Origin of the sequence: Duganella sp. CF402 (genome assembly GCF_900109645.1) — a bacterium.
GTDB lineage: Bacteria > Pseudomonadota > Gammaproteobacteria > Burkholderiales > Burkholderiaceae_D > Rugamonas.
This window is the reverse complement of record NZ_FOBG01000001.1, coordinates 1083684-1100006: the sequence shown is the minus strand read 5'-3', so window position 1 is coordinate 1100006 and position 16323 is coordinate 1083684. Positions and strand designations below refer to the sequence as shown.

General features: G+C 60.8%; 14 protein-coding genes. 10 read left to right on the top strand and 4 right to left on the bottom strand.

What is annotated here, in order from left to right; all coding sequences use genetic code 11:
* Window positions 1-39 precede the first annotated feature (39 nt).
* The 3 genes from BMZ70_RS04970 to BMZ70_RS04960 all read left to right on the top strand — a co-directional run bounded on the left by BMZ70_RS04970 (window position 40) and on the right by BMZ70_RS04960 (window position 2761).
* Window positions 40-732, top strand: a complete 693-nt coding sequence (locus tag BMZ70_RS04970; protein ID WP_092270710.1) for a DUF4197 domain-containing protein — start codon at window positions 40-42, stop codon at window positions 730-732.
* A 194-nt stretch (window positions 733-926) separates the two neighbouring features.
* Complete coding sequence (locus BMZ70_RS04965; RefSeq protein WP_092270707.1) at window positions 927-1370, top strand: MarR family winged helix-turn-helix transcriptional regulator; 444 nt, start codon at window positions 927-929, stop codon at window positions 1368-1370.
* A complete protein-coding gene (locus tag BMZ70_RS04960; RefSeq protein ID WP_092270704.1) occupies window positions 1367-2761 on the top strand; it encodes an MDR family MFS transporter in 1395 nt (464 codons plus the stop codon). Before BMZ70_RS04965 ends, BMZ70_RS04960 begins: the two co-directional genes overlap by 4 nt.
* On the opposite strand, the gene BMZ70_RS04955 is transcribed toward BMZ70_RS04960, so the two are convergent.
* From BMZ70_RS04955 to BMZ70_RS04945, 3 genes are all read right to left on the bottom strand, one after another.
* A complete protein-coding gene (locus BMZ70_RS04955) occupies window positions 2758-3165 on the bottom strand; it encodes a hypothetical protein (protein WP_092270701.1) in 408 nt (135 codons plus the stop codon). The two genes, BMZ70_RS04960 and BMZ70_RS04955, sit on opposite strands and share 4 nt — an antisense overlap.
* A 67-nt stretch (window positions 3166-3232) precedes the next feature.
* A complete protein-coding gene (locus tag BMZ70_RS29180; RefSeq protein ID WP_092270698.1) occupies window positions 3233-4834 on the bottom strand; it encodes a methyl-accepting chemotaxis protein in 1602 nt (533 codons plus the stop codon).
* A 78-nt stretch (window positions 4835-4912) separates the two neighbouring features.
* On the bottom strand, window positions 4913-6535 hold the full coding sequence (locus BMZ70_RS04945; protein ID WP_175500791.1) for a 3-(methylthio)propionyl-CoA ligase: 1623 nt from the start codon (window positions 6533-6535) through the stop codon (window positions 4913-4915).
* A 207-nt stretch (window positions 6536-6742) separates the two neighbouring features.
* Here BMZ70_RS04945 and BMZ70_RS04940 point away from each other — a divergent pair, with 207 nt between their 5' ends.
* The 7 genes from BMZ70_RS04940 (at window position 6743) to BMZ70_RS04910 (ending at window position 11939) form a co-directional block, all read left to right on the top strand.
* Window positions 6743-8131 (top strand): protein adenylyltransferase SelO, encoded by a 1389-nt coding sequence (locus BMZ70_RS04940; protein WP_229205297.1) that lies wholly within the window; start codon window positions 6743-6745, stop codon window positions 8129-8131.
* Between the two features lie 14 nt (window positions 8132-8145).
* A complete protein-coding gene (gene msrB, locus BMZ70_RS04935; RefSeq protein ID WP_092270689.1) occupies window positions 8146-8544 on the top strand; it encodes a peptide-methionine (R)-S-oxide reductase MsrB in 399 nt (132 codons plus the stop codon).
* Window positions 8545-8555: 11 nt separating this feature from the next.
* Entirely contained in the window at window positions 8556-9185 is a 630-nt protein-coding gene (locus tag BMZ70_RS04930) for a septation protein A (RefSeq protein WP_092270686.1), read from the top strand.
* Window positions 9182-9457 (top strand): BolA family protein, encoded by a 276-nt coding sequence (locus BMZ70_RS04925; RefSeq protein WP_092270683.1) that lies wholly within the window; start codon window positions 9182-9184, stop codon window positions 9455-9457. Before BMZ70_RS04930 ends, BMZ70_RS04925 begins: the two co-directional genes overlap by 4 nt.
* Window positions 9458-9547: 90 nt before the next feature.
* Window positions 9548-10324: a peptidylprolyl isomerase gene (locus BMZ70_RS04920; protein ID WP_092270680.1), complete on the top strand. Its 777-nt coding sequence runs from the start codon at window positions 9548-9550 to the stop codon at window positions 10322-10324.
* Between the two features lie 91 nt (window positions 10325-10415).
* Window positions 10416-11195 carry a peptidylprolyl isomerase gene (locus BMZ70_RS04915; RefSeq protein ID WP_092270677.1) on the top strand — a complete coding sequence of 260 codons (780 nt, stop codon included), beginning with the start codon at window positions 10416-10418 and terminating at the stop codon, window positions 11193-11195.
* Window positions 11196-11288: 93 nt separating this feature from the next.
* Complete coding sequence (locus BMZ70_RS04910; protein WP_092270674.1) at window positions 11289-11939, top strand: DNA alkylation repair protein; 651 nt, start codon at window positions 11289-11291, stop codon at window positions 11937-11939.
* Between the two features lie 76 nt (window positions 11940-12015).
* On the opposite strand, the gene purL is transcribed toward BMZ70_RS04910, so the two are convergent.
* A complete protein-coding gene (purL, locus tag BMZ70_RS04905) occupies window positions 12016-16065 on the bottom strand; it encodes a phosphoribosylformylglycinamidine synthase (RefSeq protein WP_092270672.1) in 4050 nt (1349 codons plus the stop codon).
* Between the last annotated feature and the right edge of the window lie 258 nt (window positions 16066-16323).

Genomic DNA, 16323 nt, shown 5'->3' with positions numbered 1-16323 from the left:
GGAGTACAGTAAAGCCTTTGCTCACCCGGAGGTTTAACCATGCCAGTTTCGCGCCGCGCCATTGCCCTATTGATTCCATGCAGCCTGCTGGCTGCGAGCGCCTTTGCCTTGTCGCTGGACGACCTGACCAACAAGGACGCTGCGGGCGGCCTGAAAGCGGCGCTGGAGACCGGCTCCAACGCGGCCGTGTCCAAGCTGGGCGCGGACGGCGGCTTCCTCAACAACGACAAGGTCCGCATCCCGCTGCCGAAAATCCTCGAGCAGGCGCGCCCCATCCTCAAGATGACCGGCAAGGGCCAGCAGCTGGACGACCTGGTGGTGCAGATGAACCACGCCGCCGAGGCGGCCGTACCGATGGCCAAGCCCTTGCTGCTGGACGCCGTCAAATCCATGACCATCACCGACGCCAAGAACATCCTGACCGGCGGCGACACCTCGGTGACCGATTTCTTCCGTGGCAAAACGCAGGACAAGCTGGCGGTGCAATTCCTGCCGGTGGTGAAAAAAGTCACCGACAAATCCGGCCTGGCCACCAAGTACAACACCGCCATGAGCCTGGCGCCGCAGTTGGGCGTGGTGGCGAAAGACCAGGCCACGGTGGAAGGCTACGTCACCAAGCGTGCGCTGGACGGCCTGTACACCATGATCGCCGAAGAAGAAAAAGCCATCCGCGCCGATCCGATCGGCACCGGCAGCAAGCTGATCGGCAAAGTCTTCGGCGCACTCAAATAAGCTTACCTGCCGCAGAACTCGGCGCGCCTGGCAGGCGCGCGCAGCACCTGATCGGCGTAATAAGTGAGCGCCGCCTGCACGTACCTGGGATCCGGGTGCGTGGCGGCCGCAGTACCCCAGCTTTGAGAAGCCTCAATATGCTGACCAAAAGTCTTTTTGATATAATAGATAGGTAGCCTACCTATCTAACTATCATGACGACTGAAATCCCCCAACATGCCATCGCGCTGGCCGATGAGCTGCGCGTTGCCCTGCACCACGTGTTCCGGCGCCTGAGGCAGGAAAGCGACGACGATTCGTCCGGACTCACGCTGCAGCAGAAGATGCTGATTTCGACCATCAGCCTGCAGCCCGGCATCGGCGTGGCCGAACTGGCGCGGCAGGAAAAGCTGCGCGGCCCCACCATGAGCGGCCACATCAAGACGCTGGAAGCGCTCAATCTGGTCAGGCGCGACGCGCCCGATCCTGAAGACCGCCGCCGCAGCGGCCTGCTGCTGACCGAGCACGGCGCGGCGGTGCTGGCCGATATCCGCAACCGCCGCCGCGACTGGCTGGCCCGCCGGCTGGCCCAGTTGCCGCCGGAAGGCGCGGCTGCCTTGCGCAACGCACTTGTCTACCTCAACGAGATTGGCGAATGAATCATCAAATCCGTAACATTTACATGGGCCTGGTCATCATGATCGGCCTGGCGGCGCTGGACCAGAGCATCGTGGCCACCGCGCTGCCGCGCATCGTCTCCGATCTCGGCGGCATGGCGCACCTGTCATGGGTGGTGACGGCCTACGTGCTGGCCTCCACCGCCACCATGCCGCTGTATGGCAAATTGAGCGACCAGTACGGCCGCAAGCCGCTGCTGTACACGGCCATCATCATCTTCCTGATCGGCTCGGCGCTGTGCGGGCTGGCGCAGAACATGGTCGAGCTGATCGCCTTCCGCGCCATCCAGGGCCTGGGCGCGGGCGGCTTCATGCCGCTGGCGCAAATCGTCATCGCCGACCTGATCCCGGCGGCCGAGCGCGGCAAGCGCCAGGGCGCCATCGCCGCCGTGTACGCGGCCACCAGCGTGCTCGGACCGGTGCTGGGCGGGCTGATGACGGACTGGCTGTCGTGGCACGCCATCTTCTACATCAATCTGCCGATGGGCGCGCTGGCGCTGTACGTCATCGCCAAGTTCATGCCGCACGATAAAAAACACACCGCCCACAAGATCGATTATCTGGGCTCGGTGCTGCTGACCGGTGCCATCACCGCCGCGCTGCTGGTGCTGGCGCTGGGCGGCAATGAGTGGGCTTGGGATTCGCGCGAGCTGCTCTACACCGGCGTGCTGGCCGGCGTGCTGGCGGTTGGACTGCTGATCCACGTGCGCCGCGTGCCGGAGCCGGTGCTGCCGCCGGATCTGTTCGACAACCGCGTGTTCAACATCGCCAGCGTGGTACTGGCGCTGACCTTCGTCGGCATGATGGGTTCCAGTGTGTTCTTCCCGCTGCTGTTCCAGATGGTGATGGGGGCGTCGCCGGCCAGCTCGGGCTTGCTGACCATGCCGATGATGGTGGGATTGGTGATCTCGTCGGGGCTGAACGGCCGCGTGCTGGCCAAGTCCGGCCGCTACAAGCCGGCGCAGGTGCTGGGCCTGGCGATGGCGACGGCGTCGTTTGCCGCGCTGGCATGGGGGATCAGCTCGGCCGCCGGCTACATGGTGCTGGAACCGGCCATCTTCGTGCTTGGCGCGGGGCTGGGACTGGTGATGCCGAATATGACCATCGCCGTCCAAAACGCCCTGCCCCTGATGCGGCGCGGCGTCGGCACGGCCATGCTGGGCTTCTTCCGTTCGCTGGGGGGACTGATCGGCGTGACCGGCTCCGGCGCTATCCTGGCGCAGCAACTACACGGCCAGGCGGCCAACGCCGCGATGTACCGTCACGCCATCGGCACCATCTTCGGTGCCGGCACGGTGCTGGTGGGACTGGGCCTGCTGATGCTGTTCTGGCTCCCGGAGCAACCGTTGAGCACCACGCCAGCCGCACGCTAATTACGGCGAGAGTTGGCTGCCTCAGCTTGCTGTCGCTCCCTGGCTTCCATTTTCTTGAGTAAAGTGGCAGTGGCCTCCACTTGCCGCTTGACTTCGACTTGAGTCTCAGCCAACTCCGCTTGGGTTTTTAGTAGCTCGGTTTGAAAAGCGCCGACGTCCGCGCCCGATTTGAAAGCAGCCAGCATGTTGGAAAAGACGGTTGCGTTAATCGCGCCAATCGCCAGTACCGATGCAATGGCTGTGACGACGACGGTCACCTGCAAGCTCTTGATGTCCGCACGCAGTTGGCGTTGCGACTCGATCAATCCCGCGATCGCGGCTTCAATAGCCAAAATCCTGGCATCCATCCGCGTTTCGACGGTTTTGAGCCGGGCATTCAGGAGATCTGTGGTGACAGTAGTCATGGCTCATGGTACGAGCTTCACGCAGCGCGTGCAACTCGCACCACAGCCATGCTTGTGGAGCGTCAAATCAGTTTGGCAGGGCCAGCGCCGGACGGCGCAGGGCTTGGTGATGGCCAACGCGCACGGTGCTGTCGAGCTTGAAGGTGCTGACCATTTCTTCCAGCTGCGCCGCCTGTTCCTGCATGGCGTTGGCGGCAGCCGCCGCCTCTTCCACCAGCGCGGCGTTTTGCTGGGTCACTTCGTCCATCGACACGATGGCCTGGTTGATCTGCTCGATGCCCGAGCTTTGCTCTTCGCCGGCGATCATGATCTCGGTCATGATGCTCGTGACGCGCTCCACGCTGGTGACGATCTCTTCCATCGTCGCACCGGCTTTGTCGACCAGCTGCGTGCCTGCATCCACCTGTTCCACTGATGCGGTGATGAGTTCTTTAATCTCTTTCGCTGCCGCCGCCGAGCGCTGCGCCAGGTTACGCACTTCGGTCGCCACCACCGCGAAGCCACGGCCCTGTTCACCAGCGCGCGCCGCCTCCACCGCCGCATTCAGCGCCAGGATATTGGTCTGGAAGGCGATACCATCGATCACGCCGATGATGTCGGCAATCTTGCGCGACGAGCTGTTGATGGTACCCATCGTGTCCACCACTTGCGACACCAGTTGGCCGCCTTTGCCGGCCACATCCTGCGCGCTCAGCGCCAGCTGGTTGGCCTGGCGGGCGTTGTCGGCATTCTGGCGCACGGTCGACGTCAGCTCTTCCAGCGACGACGCGGTTTCTTCCAGCGCGGCCGCCTGGTTCTCGGTGCGGCGCGACAGGTCGAGGTTGCCGGAAGCGATTTCGGCGCTGGCGGTGGCGATCGCGCTGCTGCCGGTGCGGATGCTGCTGACGGTGCCGGACATCTGGTCCTGCATCTTGGTCAGGCCTTGCATCAGCTTGCCCATTTCATCGTTGCGGTCGGCCACAATGCGGTTGGCCAGGTTGCCGCTGGCGATCTGGTCGAAGTGGCCCAGCGCGCTTTCCAGCGGACGCAGGATGGCGCCCAGCAAGCGTACCGCCGAGAACACGATCAGCGCCGCACCCAGCAGCAGCGCAATGGTGTAGCCCTTGGTGAAGCCGGAGAAGAACGACTGGCTCTCGTCGTAGTGGGTCTTGGCCGAATCCAGCTGGAAGTTTTCCAGTTTGACCGAGGCCGCGTCAAAAATACCGAACTGCGCCGACAGGGTTTTCATCGACAGGTCTTCGATCTTGTCTTTGTCTTGCGCACGCAAGGCCGCCATCAGGGCGCGCATCTCGGCGACGTACACGGTGCGCTTGGCGTCCAGGTCGGCGGCCAGCGTTTTCTCGTCGTCGCTCAGCGGCAGCGCGAGGTAGTCTTTCCAGGCCTTGTCGGCGTCCTGGATGAAGCCGTCGGCGCGGCCCAGGGTTTTATCCAGGTCAGCTGCCTCGGGATGAAATACGCCGCGGTCAATCACGAAGCGCGAGCGGTTCAGGAAATTCTTGGCGTTGGCCAGTGCGATGGTCGAGGCCATCTGGTTGGAGTACACGTCTTTCAACGCGTAGTTGACGGTATTCATACCGAAGATGCTCAGGCCGCCCAAGACCAGCATCAGCACACCCAATACCGACATGGTCAGGATCAGGCGCGCTCGTATGGTTATGCTATTAAACATTGTTTCCCTCTGTTTTAAATGCTCCAAGGCAATAATGTATGAGGAAAACAATTCGCAGTCAAACTATTTATTCATGAATTAACTAGACATTTGATAGTCGCGGTATTGCTCGCGCAGCTTGTTTTTCTGGATTTTGCCGGTGCCGCCGACGGGCAAAGCGTCGACAAACACCACGTCATCGGGCAGCCACCACTTGGCGATCTTGCCTTCGTAATGGGCCAGCAATTCGTCGCGTGTGACTTCGCTGCCGGGACGGCGCACCACCACCAGCAGCGGCCGCTCATCCCATTTCGGGTGGAACACGCCGATACAGGCCGCCTGCATCACGCCCGGATGCGACATGGCGATGTTTTCCAGGTCAATGGTGCCGATCCACTCGCCACCGGACTTGATCACGTCCTTGGCGCGGTCGGTAATCTGCATGAAGCCGTCCGGGTCGATAGTGGCGACATCGCCGGTCGGGAACCAGCCGTCTTCCAACACACCGCCGCCCTCGCCTTTAAAGTAGCTGGCGATGATCCACGGCCCCTTGACCAACAGGCTGCCCGCAGTGGTGCCGTCCCACGGCAACTCCTCTCCCAGTTCGTCGACAATTTTCATGTCGACGCCGTAGATAGCGTGGCCCTGTTTCTGCAGGATCTTGCGCTGTTCTTCCTTCGGCAGCGCCATATGCTTGCTCAACAGGCCGCCGGTGGTGCCGAGCGGCGACATCTCGGTCATGCCCCAGCCGTGGATCACTTCCACGCCGAAGTCGTCGATCAGCGTGTTCATCATGGCCGGGGGACAGGCCGAGCCGCCGATCACCGTGCGGCGGAAGGTCGAAAACTTGAGCTTGTTCTGCAGGCAGTAATTGATCAAGCCCAGCCAGACGGTCGGCACCCCGGCCGAGAACGTGACTTTTTCCTTCTCCATCAGCTCGTAGACCGACTTGCCGTCCAGCGCCGGGCCGGGGAGCACCATCTTCGCTCCCGACAGCGGCACCGAGTACGGCAAGCCCCATGCATTGACGTGGAACATCGGCACCACCGGCATCACCGCATCGTGCGAGGACACGTTCAGCACGTTCGGCAAGGCCGATGCATAGGCATGCAGCACGGTCGAACGGTGCGAATACAAGGCGCCTTTCGGATTGCCGGTGGTGCCGGATGTGTAACACAGTGTAGCGGCGGCGTTTTCATCGAAACGCGGCCAGGCGTAATCGGCCTGCTGGGCGGCCAGCAAATCCTCGTAGCACAGCAGGTTGGGAATCCTGGTCTCGGCCGGCATGCGGTCGGCCGCGCCCAGCAGGATCCAGCCCTTGACCGTTTTGCAGTGCGGCGCGATCGCCTCGACCAGCGGCAGGAAGCAGAAATCGAACAGCAGGTACTGGTCTTCCGCATGGTTGCAGATGTAGGCTAGCTGTTCCGGATGCAGGCGCGGATTGATGGTGTGCAGCACTGCGCCGCTACCGGACACGGCATAGTAAGCCTCCAGGTGACGGTAGCCGTTCCACGCCAGCGTGGCCACGCGCTCGCCGCTGCGCACACCCAGCGCCTGCAAGGCATTGGCCAGCTGCTGCGCACGCTGGTGGCAGTCGCGGAAGGTGTAGCGGTGCAGGTCGCCTTCGACGCGCTGCGAAACGATTTCGCTGTTGGCGTAGTGGCGGGCGGCGAATTCAAGGATGCTTGAAATCAGCAAAGGCTGATCCATCATCTGGCCCATCAGCATGAGGTCTCCATTGGTCGTTTGCTTGATTCGAGTGTGGCGGCGCGTTGCGCGCAGCGTCAACGCTTTTCTATGCTGCACTGCCGCATCGCCGCCCTGCGGTAAAATCCGGGACTGAGCTAATAGGAGTACATCATCACTGCCGCCAACCTGCCGCTGGACAATTCCTTCGCATCGCTGCCGCCTGCTTTCTACACCCGCCTGATGCCTACGCCGCTGCCTGCACCTTATCTGGTGGCGGTCAGTGCGCCGGCGGCGGGCTTGATCGGCCTCGGCCCGGATCTGTCCGACAGCCTCGACATCCTGATCGGCAACGCCGTGCCGGAACGCGCGCAACCGCTGGCGGCCGTGTATTCGGGCCATCAGTTTGGTGTCTGGGCCGGCCAGCTGGGCGACGGCCGCGCCATCCTGTTCGGCGACGTTGTCACCGCCCAAGGCCCGATGGAGCTGCAGTGGAAAGGCGCCGGCCTGACGCCGTATTCGCGCATGGGCGATGGCCGCGCCGTGCTGCGCTCCTCGATCCGCGAATTCCTGTGCTCGGAAGCGATGCACGCGCTCGGCATCCCGACCTCGCGTGCGCTGTCGGTGGCCGGTTCGGACCAGGGCGTGATGCGCGAAACCGTGGAAACTTCGGCGGTGGTGGTGCGCATGGCGCCGTCGTTCGTGCGCTTCGGCTCGTTCGAGCACTGGTACACCCGCAAGAAAAACGATGAACTGAAATTGCTGGCCGATTACGTCATCGACCGCTTCTACCCTGCCCTGCGTGACGCCGACAACCCGTACGCCGCGTTGCTGGAAGAAGTCACGCGCCGCACCGCACACATGATCGCGCACTGGCAAGCGGTCGGCTTCATGCATGGCGTGATGAACACCGATAACATGTCCATCCTCGGCCTGACGCTGGATTACGGCCCGTTCGGTTTCATGGAAGCCTTCGACGCCAACCACATCTGCAACCACACCGACCAGCAAGGCCGCTATTCCTACGCCAACCAGCCGCAAGTCGGGCACTGGAATTGCTACGCACTGGCGCAGGCGCTGCTGCCGCTGATCGGCGAAATCGAGCCGACCCAGGCTGCGCTGGACGTCTACCAGCCCGAATTCGCCGCCAAGATCGACGAACTGCTGCACGCCAAGCTCGGCCTGACACTGCTGGACGAGCACTTCGACACCGACCGCGCCCTGTTCGACGACCTGTTCGCTATCCTGCCGGGCGTCGATTTCACCCTGTTCTTCCGCCGCCTGAGCGGCGTGCGCGCGGCCGACGCCAGCGGCGATGAACCGCTGCGCGACCTGTTCATCGAGCGCGAAGCGTTCGACGCCTGGGCCGAACGCTACCGCGCTCGCCTGCAAGCCGAACAGAGCGACGACAAAGCGCGCGCGCTTGCGATGAATCAAGTCAACCCCAAATACGTGCTGCGAAACTATCTCGCCCAAGTGGCGATCGAAAAGGCGCAAAATAAGGACTTTTCCGAGGTGGAGCGTTTGCTGGCTGTATTGCAGCGTCCCTACGACGAACAGCCCGAGCACGAACACTATGCAGCCTTGCCGCCGGACTGGGCAAGCCACCTCGAAGTCAGCTGTTCTTCTTAAGCGAGAAATAAGTCATGAGCAATAAAGTTGTCAAATCCGACGCCGAATGGCGCGCCCAACTCGACCCGATGGAATACCAAGTCACGCGCCATGCCGCCACCGAACGCGCTTTCACCGGCAAGTTCTGGGATCATCATGCGCCAGGCATCTACACCTGCGTCTGCTGCAACACGCCGCTGTTCCGTTCCGACACCAAATTTGACTCCGGCTGTGGCTGGCCAAGCTACTTCGAACCGATCGATCCGGCCAATGTGATCGAAAAAGTCGACCGCTCGCATGGTATGCTGCGCACCGAAACCATTTGCGGGGTGTGCGACGCCCACCTCGGCCACGTATTCCCGGACGGCCCGCCGCCGACCGGCCTGCGCTACTGCATTAACTCCGCCTCGCTCCGCTTCGACCCACAAGACTAATAAGAGACATCATGAAATTCCTGTTCGACATGATCCCGGTGTTGCTGTTCTTCGGCTCCTACAAAGTGGCCGGCATGAACGCCGAGGCTGCACAGCACCTCATCAACACCTATATGAGTGGCATGATTTCCGGCGGTTCCGTGACCGCCGAGCAATCACCGATCGTCATCGCCACCGTGGTCGGCATCCTGGCCACGATGGCGCAAATCGCCTGGATCAAGTTGCGCGGCCGCAAGGTCGACGGTGTGCTGTGGGTTTCGCTGGGCATGTTCGTGGTGTTCGGCGGCCTGACAATCTACCTGCACGACGAGGATTTCATCAAATGGAAACTGAGCATCGTCTACTGGCTGTTTGCGGTGGTACTGCTGTTCAGCGACCTGCTGTTTAAAAAGAACCTGATGCGCCAATCGATGAAGGAAATCATTGAATTGCCGGAGTTGGTCTGGGCCCGCCTTAATCTGGCATGGATCGTCTTCTTTACCTTCATGGGCGCGTTGAACTGGTATCTGGCGTTTGTGCTGTTTAAAGGAAATACCGATGCGTGGGTGAGTTTTAAAGCGTTCGGCGCCACCGCCATCATGTTTGTGTTTATCATCGCACAAACGATTTATTTATCGCGTCACATGAAAGACCAGGCATGACCCAGGATACCCGCATGGAGCGCATGCGCGCTGCCTTTGAAGCCAAGCTGCAACCCACCGAACTGGTGCTGGACGACGACTCCGCCGCCCACGCCGGCCATGCCGGTGCGGCTTCCGGCGGCGGCCACTACAACGTCAGAATTGTTTCGTTACAATTCGAGGGGCTGAAACTCGTCACAAGGCATCGTCTCGTGTATGATTCTGTGCACGATATGATGCATAAAGAGATTCATGCACTGGCCATTACAGCTTTGGCACCGTCCGAAGTATGATGGCCGCTATCGGCTTTTAAAATAATTGAAGACAAGAACCTAGCCGTCCAAAGCTAATTCGCTATAACTTTCCCCTGACAGGAATTAATAATGACTTTCAAGCCAGCCAAGTTGCTGATCGCACTCCTCGTTGTTGCTGTACCAGCTTTCGCACAAAACGTTGCCGTGGTTAATGGCAAGGCTATCCCGACCTCGCGCGTGGACGCCGTCGTCAAGCAAGTCGTGGCCCAGGGCCAGCAGCCAGATTCGCCGCAACTGCGCGATCTGATCAAGAAAGACCTGATCGGCCGCGAAGTCATGATGCAGGAAGCTGAGAAGCAAGGTTTTGGCAAGAACGCCGACGTCAAGGCAGCGCTGGAAAACGCCCGCCAAGCCATCATCATCAACGCGCTGGTGGCTGACTACGTCAAGAAAAACCCGGTGTCGGACGCCGACATCAAGGCCGAATACGACCGTTTCGTAGCGCAAGCCGGCGACAAGGAATACCACGTGCGCCACATCCTGCTGGGCACCGAAGCTGAAGCCAACGACGTGATCGCCAAGATCAAGGGCGGCGCCAAGTTCGAAGACCTGGCCAAACTGTCGAAAGACACCGGCTCGGCAGCCAACGGCGGCGATCTGGACTGGGCCTCGCCTTCGTCCTTCCCACCAGTATTCTCGCAAGCCTTCGTAGCCCTGCAAAAAGGCCAGGTTACCGAGAAGCCGGTGCAAACCCCTAACGGTTTCCACGTAATCAAAGTGGACGACGTGCGCCAGGCCAAGCTGCCTACCCTGGAAGAAGTGAAGCCACAAGTGGCCGAAGCCCTGACCCAGAAGAAACTGCAAGCCTTCCAGGAAGAACTGGTAAAGAAAGCAAAAGTGCAGTAATGTTATGAAAGGCGGCGCCCTGCGGGGCGCCGTTTTTGATTCTGCGTTGGTATCATGCACCTTCAGAGTGTAATTTTTTAAGGATTTAATAATGATGTTGAAGCCAGCTCGCCTGATGTTAGCCCTGATCGCTGTTGCGGCAGCACCTGCTTTCGCGCAGAACGTCGCCACCGTCAACGGCAAAGCCATTCCAGCCGCCAAGGTTGATCAAATGGTGAAACAAGTTGTCGCCCAAGGCCAGCAGCCGGATTCGCCACAACTGCGCGAAGCCGTCAAAAAAGAACTGATCGGCCGCGAAGTACTGCTGCAAGAAGCAGACAAACAGGGTTACGGCAAAAAAGCGGAAGTTACCGCCGCTATTGATAATGCCCGTCAGAGCATTATTATCAACGCCATGCTGGCTGATTATGTGAAAAAGAATCCGGTAAAAGACGCCGAGATTCAAGCTGAATACGACAAATATAAAGCCGCTGTCGGCCCAACCGAATATCACTCGCGTCATATTCTGGTCGCCACCGAGCAGGAAGCCAAGGATATTATCGCCAAGCTGAAAGGCGGCGCTAAATTCGAAGAACTGGCCAAAGCATCGAAAGATCCAGGTTCGGGCGCCAATGGCGGCGATCTGGGCTGGATGACTCCGGGCAAACTGGTTAAACCATTCGCCGATGCAATGGTCGCACTGAAAAACGGCGAAATGACCCAGACTCCGGTTAAATCGGACTTCGGCTATCACGTTATTAAACTGGAAGAATCGCGCCCAACCAAGTTCCCATCGTTCGAGGAAGTCAAAGCCCAGGTGGCCGAAGGCATCCAACAGCGCAAGATCGTGGCCTACCGCGAAGAACTGCTGAAGAAAGCCAAGATCCAGTAATCAGGATCTGGTCAGCAAGAAGCGCCTGCATGCAGGCGCTTTTTTTACGCCCTTCTTAAACTCAAAGCTGGCTTGTACGTGCCAACAACTAGCATGAAACCTGACTTCCTGACGGATGTGTCGATTGCTCTCGCCTCCGAAGCCGACGCGGAACGCGCGCCAGCCATGCGCGCCTACATGCGCGACCAGTTCGACTTCATGGGCGTCGGCACGCCACAGCGCCGTGGCGCCTGCCGCGCGCTGCTCAAGCCGCTGCGCAACGCCGACCTGCTGCAGCACGCCCGCGCGCTGTGGGACCTGCCGCAGCGCGAATATCAATACGTGGCACTGGATTTGCTGGCCATGCACTGGAAAGAATTAAATACAGAAGATATTCCCGCACTGCTGGAACTGGTGCAGGATAAATCGTGGTGGGATACGGTAGATGCGCTGGCAGGAATTATTGGCGATGTTTTACGGCACCGGCACGATTATATGGACGACTGTTTAAGTCATAATAATTTATGGATGCGCCGTATCGCATTACTGCACCAATTAGGCTGGCGGAATAAAACCGATGAGCAGCGTTTATTCGATTACGCTTTAAAGCTGGCTCACGAAAAAGAATTCTTTATTCAAAAAGCCATCGGCTGGGCATTAAGGGATTATGCCCGCCACGCGCCGGACGCCGTGCGTTTATTCACCCACAAACAAAAAGAGCGGCTTGCGCCGCTCTCTTTCCGGGAGGCGAATAAACACCTCTAAAGATTCGGGGTCAGATCCGACAATCGGACATTTCGCCAGCGAAATGTCCGATTGTCGGATCTGACCCCGAATTTAATTACCCGACGAATTTACGGGCATTGCGGAACATACGCATCCAAGGCGCTTCCTCGCCCCACGATTCCGGCGCCCACGAATGCTGCACCGAGCGGAATACGCGCTCCGCGTGCGGCATCATCACGGTGAAGCGGCCGTCCGGCGTGGTCACCGAAGTCAGGCCTTGCGGCGAGCCATTCGGGTTGTACGGGTAGGCTTCGGTCGCTGCGCCACGGTTGTCGACGAAGCGCATGGCGGCCACGGCTTCGGCAATATTGCCGGTTTGCGAGAAGTCGGCATAACCTTCGCCGTGGGCGATCGCGATCGGCGTTTGGGTGCCGGCCATGCCGTTGAAGAAGATCGACGGCGAGTCCAGCACTTCCACCATTGCGAAGCGGGCTTCGAATTTCTCCGACTTGTTGGTCGTGAATTTCGGCCATGCGTGCGCGCCGGGGATCAGCGGTTTCAGGTTGCTCATCATCTGGCAGCCGTTGCAGACGCCCAGGCCGAAGCTGTCCTTGCGCGCGAAGAACTTGGCAAATTGATCAGACAGCGCGCTGTTGAACAGGATGGTCTTGGCCCAGCCCTCGCCCGCGCCCAGTACGTCGCCGTACGAGAAGCCGCCGACGGCGATAATGCCCTGGAAGTCGTCCAGCTTGGCACGGCCCGCGATCAGGTCGCTCATGTGCACGTCGACGGCGGTAAAGCCGGCCTGGTGCATCACGAAGGCGGTCTCGATGTGCGAGTTCACGCCCTGCTCGCGCAGGATGGCAACGCGCGGACGCACGCCGGTGGCGATGAACGGTGCAGCCACGTTTTCCGACAGGTCGAAGGTGACTTTCGGGGTGATGCCAGGGTCTTGTTCGTCCAGCAGGCGATCATATTCGGCGTCCGCGCAGGCTGGATTGTCGCGCAGGCGGGCGATGCGCCAGCTGGTTTCGCTCCACAGACGGTGCAATTCAATGCGCGGCTTGCTGTAGATGATCTTGGCGTCGCGGGTGAATTCGATCACGCCACGGTCGTTCAGCTTACCGATGATGTGGCTGCATGCACCCAGGTTGAACGAACGCAGCACGTCCATCACGGCCGATTTTTCGTCGGCGCGCACCTGGATCACAGCGCCCAACTCTTCCGAGAACAGCGCGCGCAGGGTTTGCTCGTTGCGGCGCTCGGCGATCTGGGTGGCCCAGTTCTTGGCATCGCCCTGGTCGGCGCCGTGGCCTTCTTCCAGCGTCAGGATGTCGAGGTTGATCGACAGGCCGGCGCGGCCGGCGAAGGCCATCTCGGTCAGCGTGCCGTACAGGCCGCCGTCCGAACGGTCGTGGTAAGCCAGCAGCTTGCCGTCAGCGTTCAGTTGCTGGATGGCGGCGAAGAAGGCTTTCACGTCTTCCGGATTGTCGACGTCCGGCACCGAGTTGCCCAGCTGGCCCATGACTTGCGCCAGCGCCGAGGCGCCCAGGCGGTTCTTGCCACGGCCGAGGTCAATCAGGATGATGGAGGTTTCGCCCGCATCGGTACGCAGCTGCGGGGTCAGCGATTTGCGCACGTCGTACACCGGAGCGAACGACGATACGATCAGCGACACTGGCGACAGCACGGCTTTGGACTCATCGCCATCCTTCCAGGTGGTGCGCATCGACAGCGAATCCTTACCGACCGGGATCGAGATGCCCAGCGCCGGGCACAGATCCATGCCGACTGCCTTGACGGTGTCGTACAGCGCGGCGTCCTGGCCTGGCTGGCCGCAAGCCGCCATCCAGTTGGCCGACAGCTTGATGTCTTCGATCGAGCGGATCGGCGCGGCGGCGATGTTCAGCACGGCTTCAGCAACAGCCATGCGGCCCGATGCGGCGGCGTTGATCACCGCCAGCGGGGTACGCTCGCCCATTGCCATCGCTTCACCGAGGTAGCCTTCGTAGCTCATCGCGGTCACAGCGCAGTCCGCCACTGGCACCTGCCACGGACCGACCATCTGGTCGCGCACCGACATGGCGCCCACGGTACGGTCACCGATGGTAATCAGGAACGATTTGTCGCCCACGGTCGGCAGCAGCAGCACGCGCTTGGCGGCTTCTTCCAGATCCATGCCGGTCAGGTCGATGGCCGGGAAGTCGTTTTGCACGTGGTGTACGTCGCGCTGCATTTTTGGCGGTTTGCCCAGCAGGACGTCCATCGGCATGTCGACTGGGTTGTTGCCCAGTTCAGGATCGATCAGCTTCAGCTGGCGCTCTTCGGTGGCAGTACCAACCACGGCGAACAGGCTGCGCTCGCGTTCGCAGATCGACTGGAACAGCGGCAGGTCGGACGGCGCAATCGCCAGCACATAACGCTCTTGCGATTCGTTGGACCAGATTTCTTTCGGCGCCATGCCGCTCTCTTCCAGCGGAATCTTGCGCAGGTCGAAGATCGCGCCGCGCTTGGCGTCGTTGGTGATTTCCGGGAATGCGTTCGACAGACCGCCCGCGCCCACGTCGTGGATCGAGATGATCGGATTCTTCGCGCCCAGCTGCCAGCAAGCGTTAATCACTTCCTGCGCGCGGCGTTCCATTTCCGGGTTGCCGCGCTGGACCGAGTCGAAGTCCAGGTCGGCGGTGTTGGTACCGGTTGCCATCGACGAAGCGGCCGAACCGCCCATGCCGATGCGCATGCCAGGACCGCCCAGCTGCACCAGCAGGCTGCCAACCGGGATGTCGTTCTTGTGGGTGTGCTGCGACGAGATATTGCCGATACCGCCGGCAATCATGATCGGCTTGTGGTAGCCGAACACGGTGTCGTGCGCGCCGGCGAACTGCCTGCCGATGTTTTGTTCGTAGGTACGGAAGTAACCGCCCAGCACAGGACGGCCGAATTCGTTGCTGAACGCGGCGCCGCCGAGCGGGCCTTCGATCATGATTTGCAGCGGCGAAGCGATGCGCTCCGGCTTGCCGTATGGGGTGCCGGTGTCACGGTAGTCGGCCACTGGAGCGGTGACGACAGCGTCACTTTCCCACGGACGCACAGCGCCCGGCAGCAGCAGGTTGGAGACGGTGAAACCGCACAGGCCGGCCTTCGGCTTTGCGCCACGGCCGGTTGCGCCTTCGTCGCGGATTTCACCACCGGCGCCGGTCGAGGCGCCTGGGAATGGCGAGATCGCGGTCGGGTGGTTGTGAGTTTCCACCTTCATCAGCGTGTGGGTCAGCTCGGTGGTCGGCGCATATTCATTGCTGCCGGCCTGCGGGAAGAAACGCATCACTTCCGCGCCTTCCATGATCGACGAGTTGTCGCTGTAGGCCACCACGGTGCCCTTCGGCTGCAGCTGGTGGGTGTTCTTGATCATGCCGAACAGCGATTTAGGCTGGGCGACGCCGTCGATGGTCCAGTCGGCGTTGAAGATCTTGTGGCGGCAGTGTTCCGAGTTTGCCTGCGCGAACATCATCAGTTCAACGTCGGTCGGGTTACGGCCGGCCTTGGTGAAGGCGGCGTCCAGGTATTCAACTTCATCCTCCGACATGGCCAGGCCGAGGTCGGTGTTGGCCTTGTCCAGCGCGGCCTTGCCGCTGCCGATCACATCCACGGTTTCCAGCGGACGAGCTTCCAGTTCGCGGAACAGGCCGGCTGCGTCGTTGGCCGAGCGCAGCACCGATTCGGTCATGCGGTCGTGCAGCAGCGCCACAACGGCTTGCAACTCGTCGTCGCTCAGCTTCTTGGCCGCGCCCAGCGAGGTACCCAGCAGGCCAGTCTTCAGGTTGATGCGGAACGCCACGCCGCGCTCGACGCGCTTGATGTGCGCCATGCCGCAGTTGTGGACGATGTCGGTGGCCTTGGAGGCCCACGGCGAAATCGTGCCGAAACGCGGGATGACGAAGAACTCTTCGGCGTGGCCCTCGGTGTTTTCGGCGTGGGCCGGCTCACCGTAGGTCAGCAGGCCGGTCAGGCGCTGGGTGTCGTCGGCCGACAAAGGCGCGGCGGCATCGATGAAGTGGACGTAGTGTGCCTGGACAGCGGCAACGGAAGGCAGCACCGCTTGCAATTGGTTCAACAGGCGTTGGCTACGGAATGCGGACAGGGCGTTGGAACCCGGCAGAATCAGCATGGTGGGAAGATAGTTGATGCAGCTAGGCTGCGGTTTAAAGGGAGATGGGGCACGAGATACTTGTAATGCAGAATTTCCTTTGCGCGCATTATACCTTTTTGCCCCCTCTCCCGCCACCCGCCGCCCTTGGATATTTCGTCGCGATGCGGCCTTAAAACGTGCCTCCGATGCAACATTTCGGGCCAAAAAGTGCGAAATTCCGGCTTTTCGGCTTGCCTTGGAGTATGCTGATTTGAAAGTAGCGGCCCACGAGAGCAA

What these genes read in the sequence shown, in the direction of transcription:
- BMZ70_RS29180 (WP_092270698.1), bottom strand. Translation starts at nt 4,834, where the DNA reads ATGTTTAATAGCATAACCATACGAGCGCGCCTGATCCTGACCATGTCG.
- BMZ70_RS04925 (WP_092270683.1), top strand. Translation starts at nt 9,182, where the DNA reads ATGACCCAGGATACCCGCATGGAGCGCATGCGCGCTGCCTTTGAAGCC.
- BMZ70_RS04920 (WP_092270680.1), top strand. Translation starts at nt 9,548, where the DNA reads ATGACTTTCAAGCCAGCCAAGTTGCTGATCGCACTCCTCGTTGTTGCT.
- BMZ70_RS04970 (WP_092270710.1), top strand. Translation starts at nt 40, where the DNA reads ATGCCAGTTTCGCGCCGCGCCATTGCCCTATTGATTCCATGCAGCCTG.
- BMZ70_RS04915 (WP_092270677.1), top strand. Translation starts at nt 10,416, where the DNA reads ATGATGTTGAAGCCAGCTCGCCTGATGTTAGCCCTGATCGCTGTTGCG.
- BMZ70_RS04965 (WP_092270707.1), top strand. Translation starts at nt 927, where the DNA reads ATGACGACTGAAATCCCCCAACATGCCATCGCGCTGGCCGATGAGCTG.
- BMZ70_RS04960 (WP_092270704.1), top strand. Translation starts at nt 1,367, where the DNA reads ATGAATCATCAAATCCGTAACATTTACATGGGCCTGGTCATCATGATC.
- BMZ70_RS04910 (WP_092270674.1), top strand. Translation starts at nt 11,289, where the DNA reads ATGAAACCTGACTTCCTGACGGATGTGTCGATTGCTCTCGCCTCCGAA.
- purL (WP_092270672.1), bottom strand. Translation starts at nt 16,065, where the DNA reads ATGCTGATTCTGCCGGGTTCCAACGCCCTGTCCGCATTCCGTAGCCAA.
- msrB (WP_092270689.1), top strand. Translation starts at nt 8,146, where the DNA reads ATGAGCAATAAAGTTGTCAAATCCGACGCCGAATGGCGCGCCCAACTC.
- BMZ70_RS04930 (WP_092270686.1), top strand. Translation starts at nt 8,556, where the DNA reads ATGAAATTCCTGTTCGACATGATCCCGGTGTTGCTGTTCTTCGGCTCC.
- BMZ70_RS04940 (WP_229205297.1), top strand. Translation starts at nt 6,743, where the DNA reads ATGCCTACGCCGCTGCCTGCACCTTATCTGGTGGCGGTCAGTGCGCCG.
- BMZ70_RS04945 (WP_175500791.1), bottom strand. Translation starts at nt 6,535, where the DNA reads ATGGGCCAGATGATGGATCAGCCTTTGCTGATTTCAAGCATCCTTGAA.
- BMZ70_RS04955 (WP_092270701.1), bottom strand. Translation starts at nt 3,165, where the DNA reads ATGACTACTGTCACCACAGATCTCCTGAATGCCCGGCTCAAAACCGTC.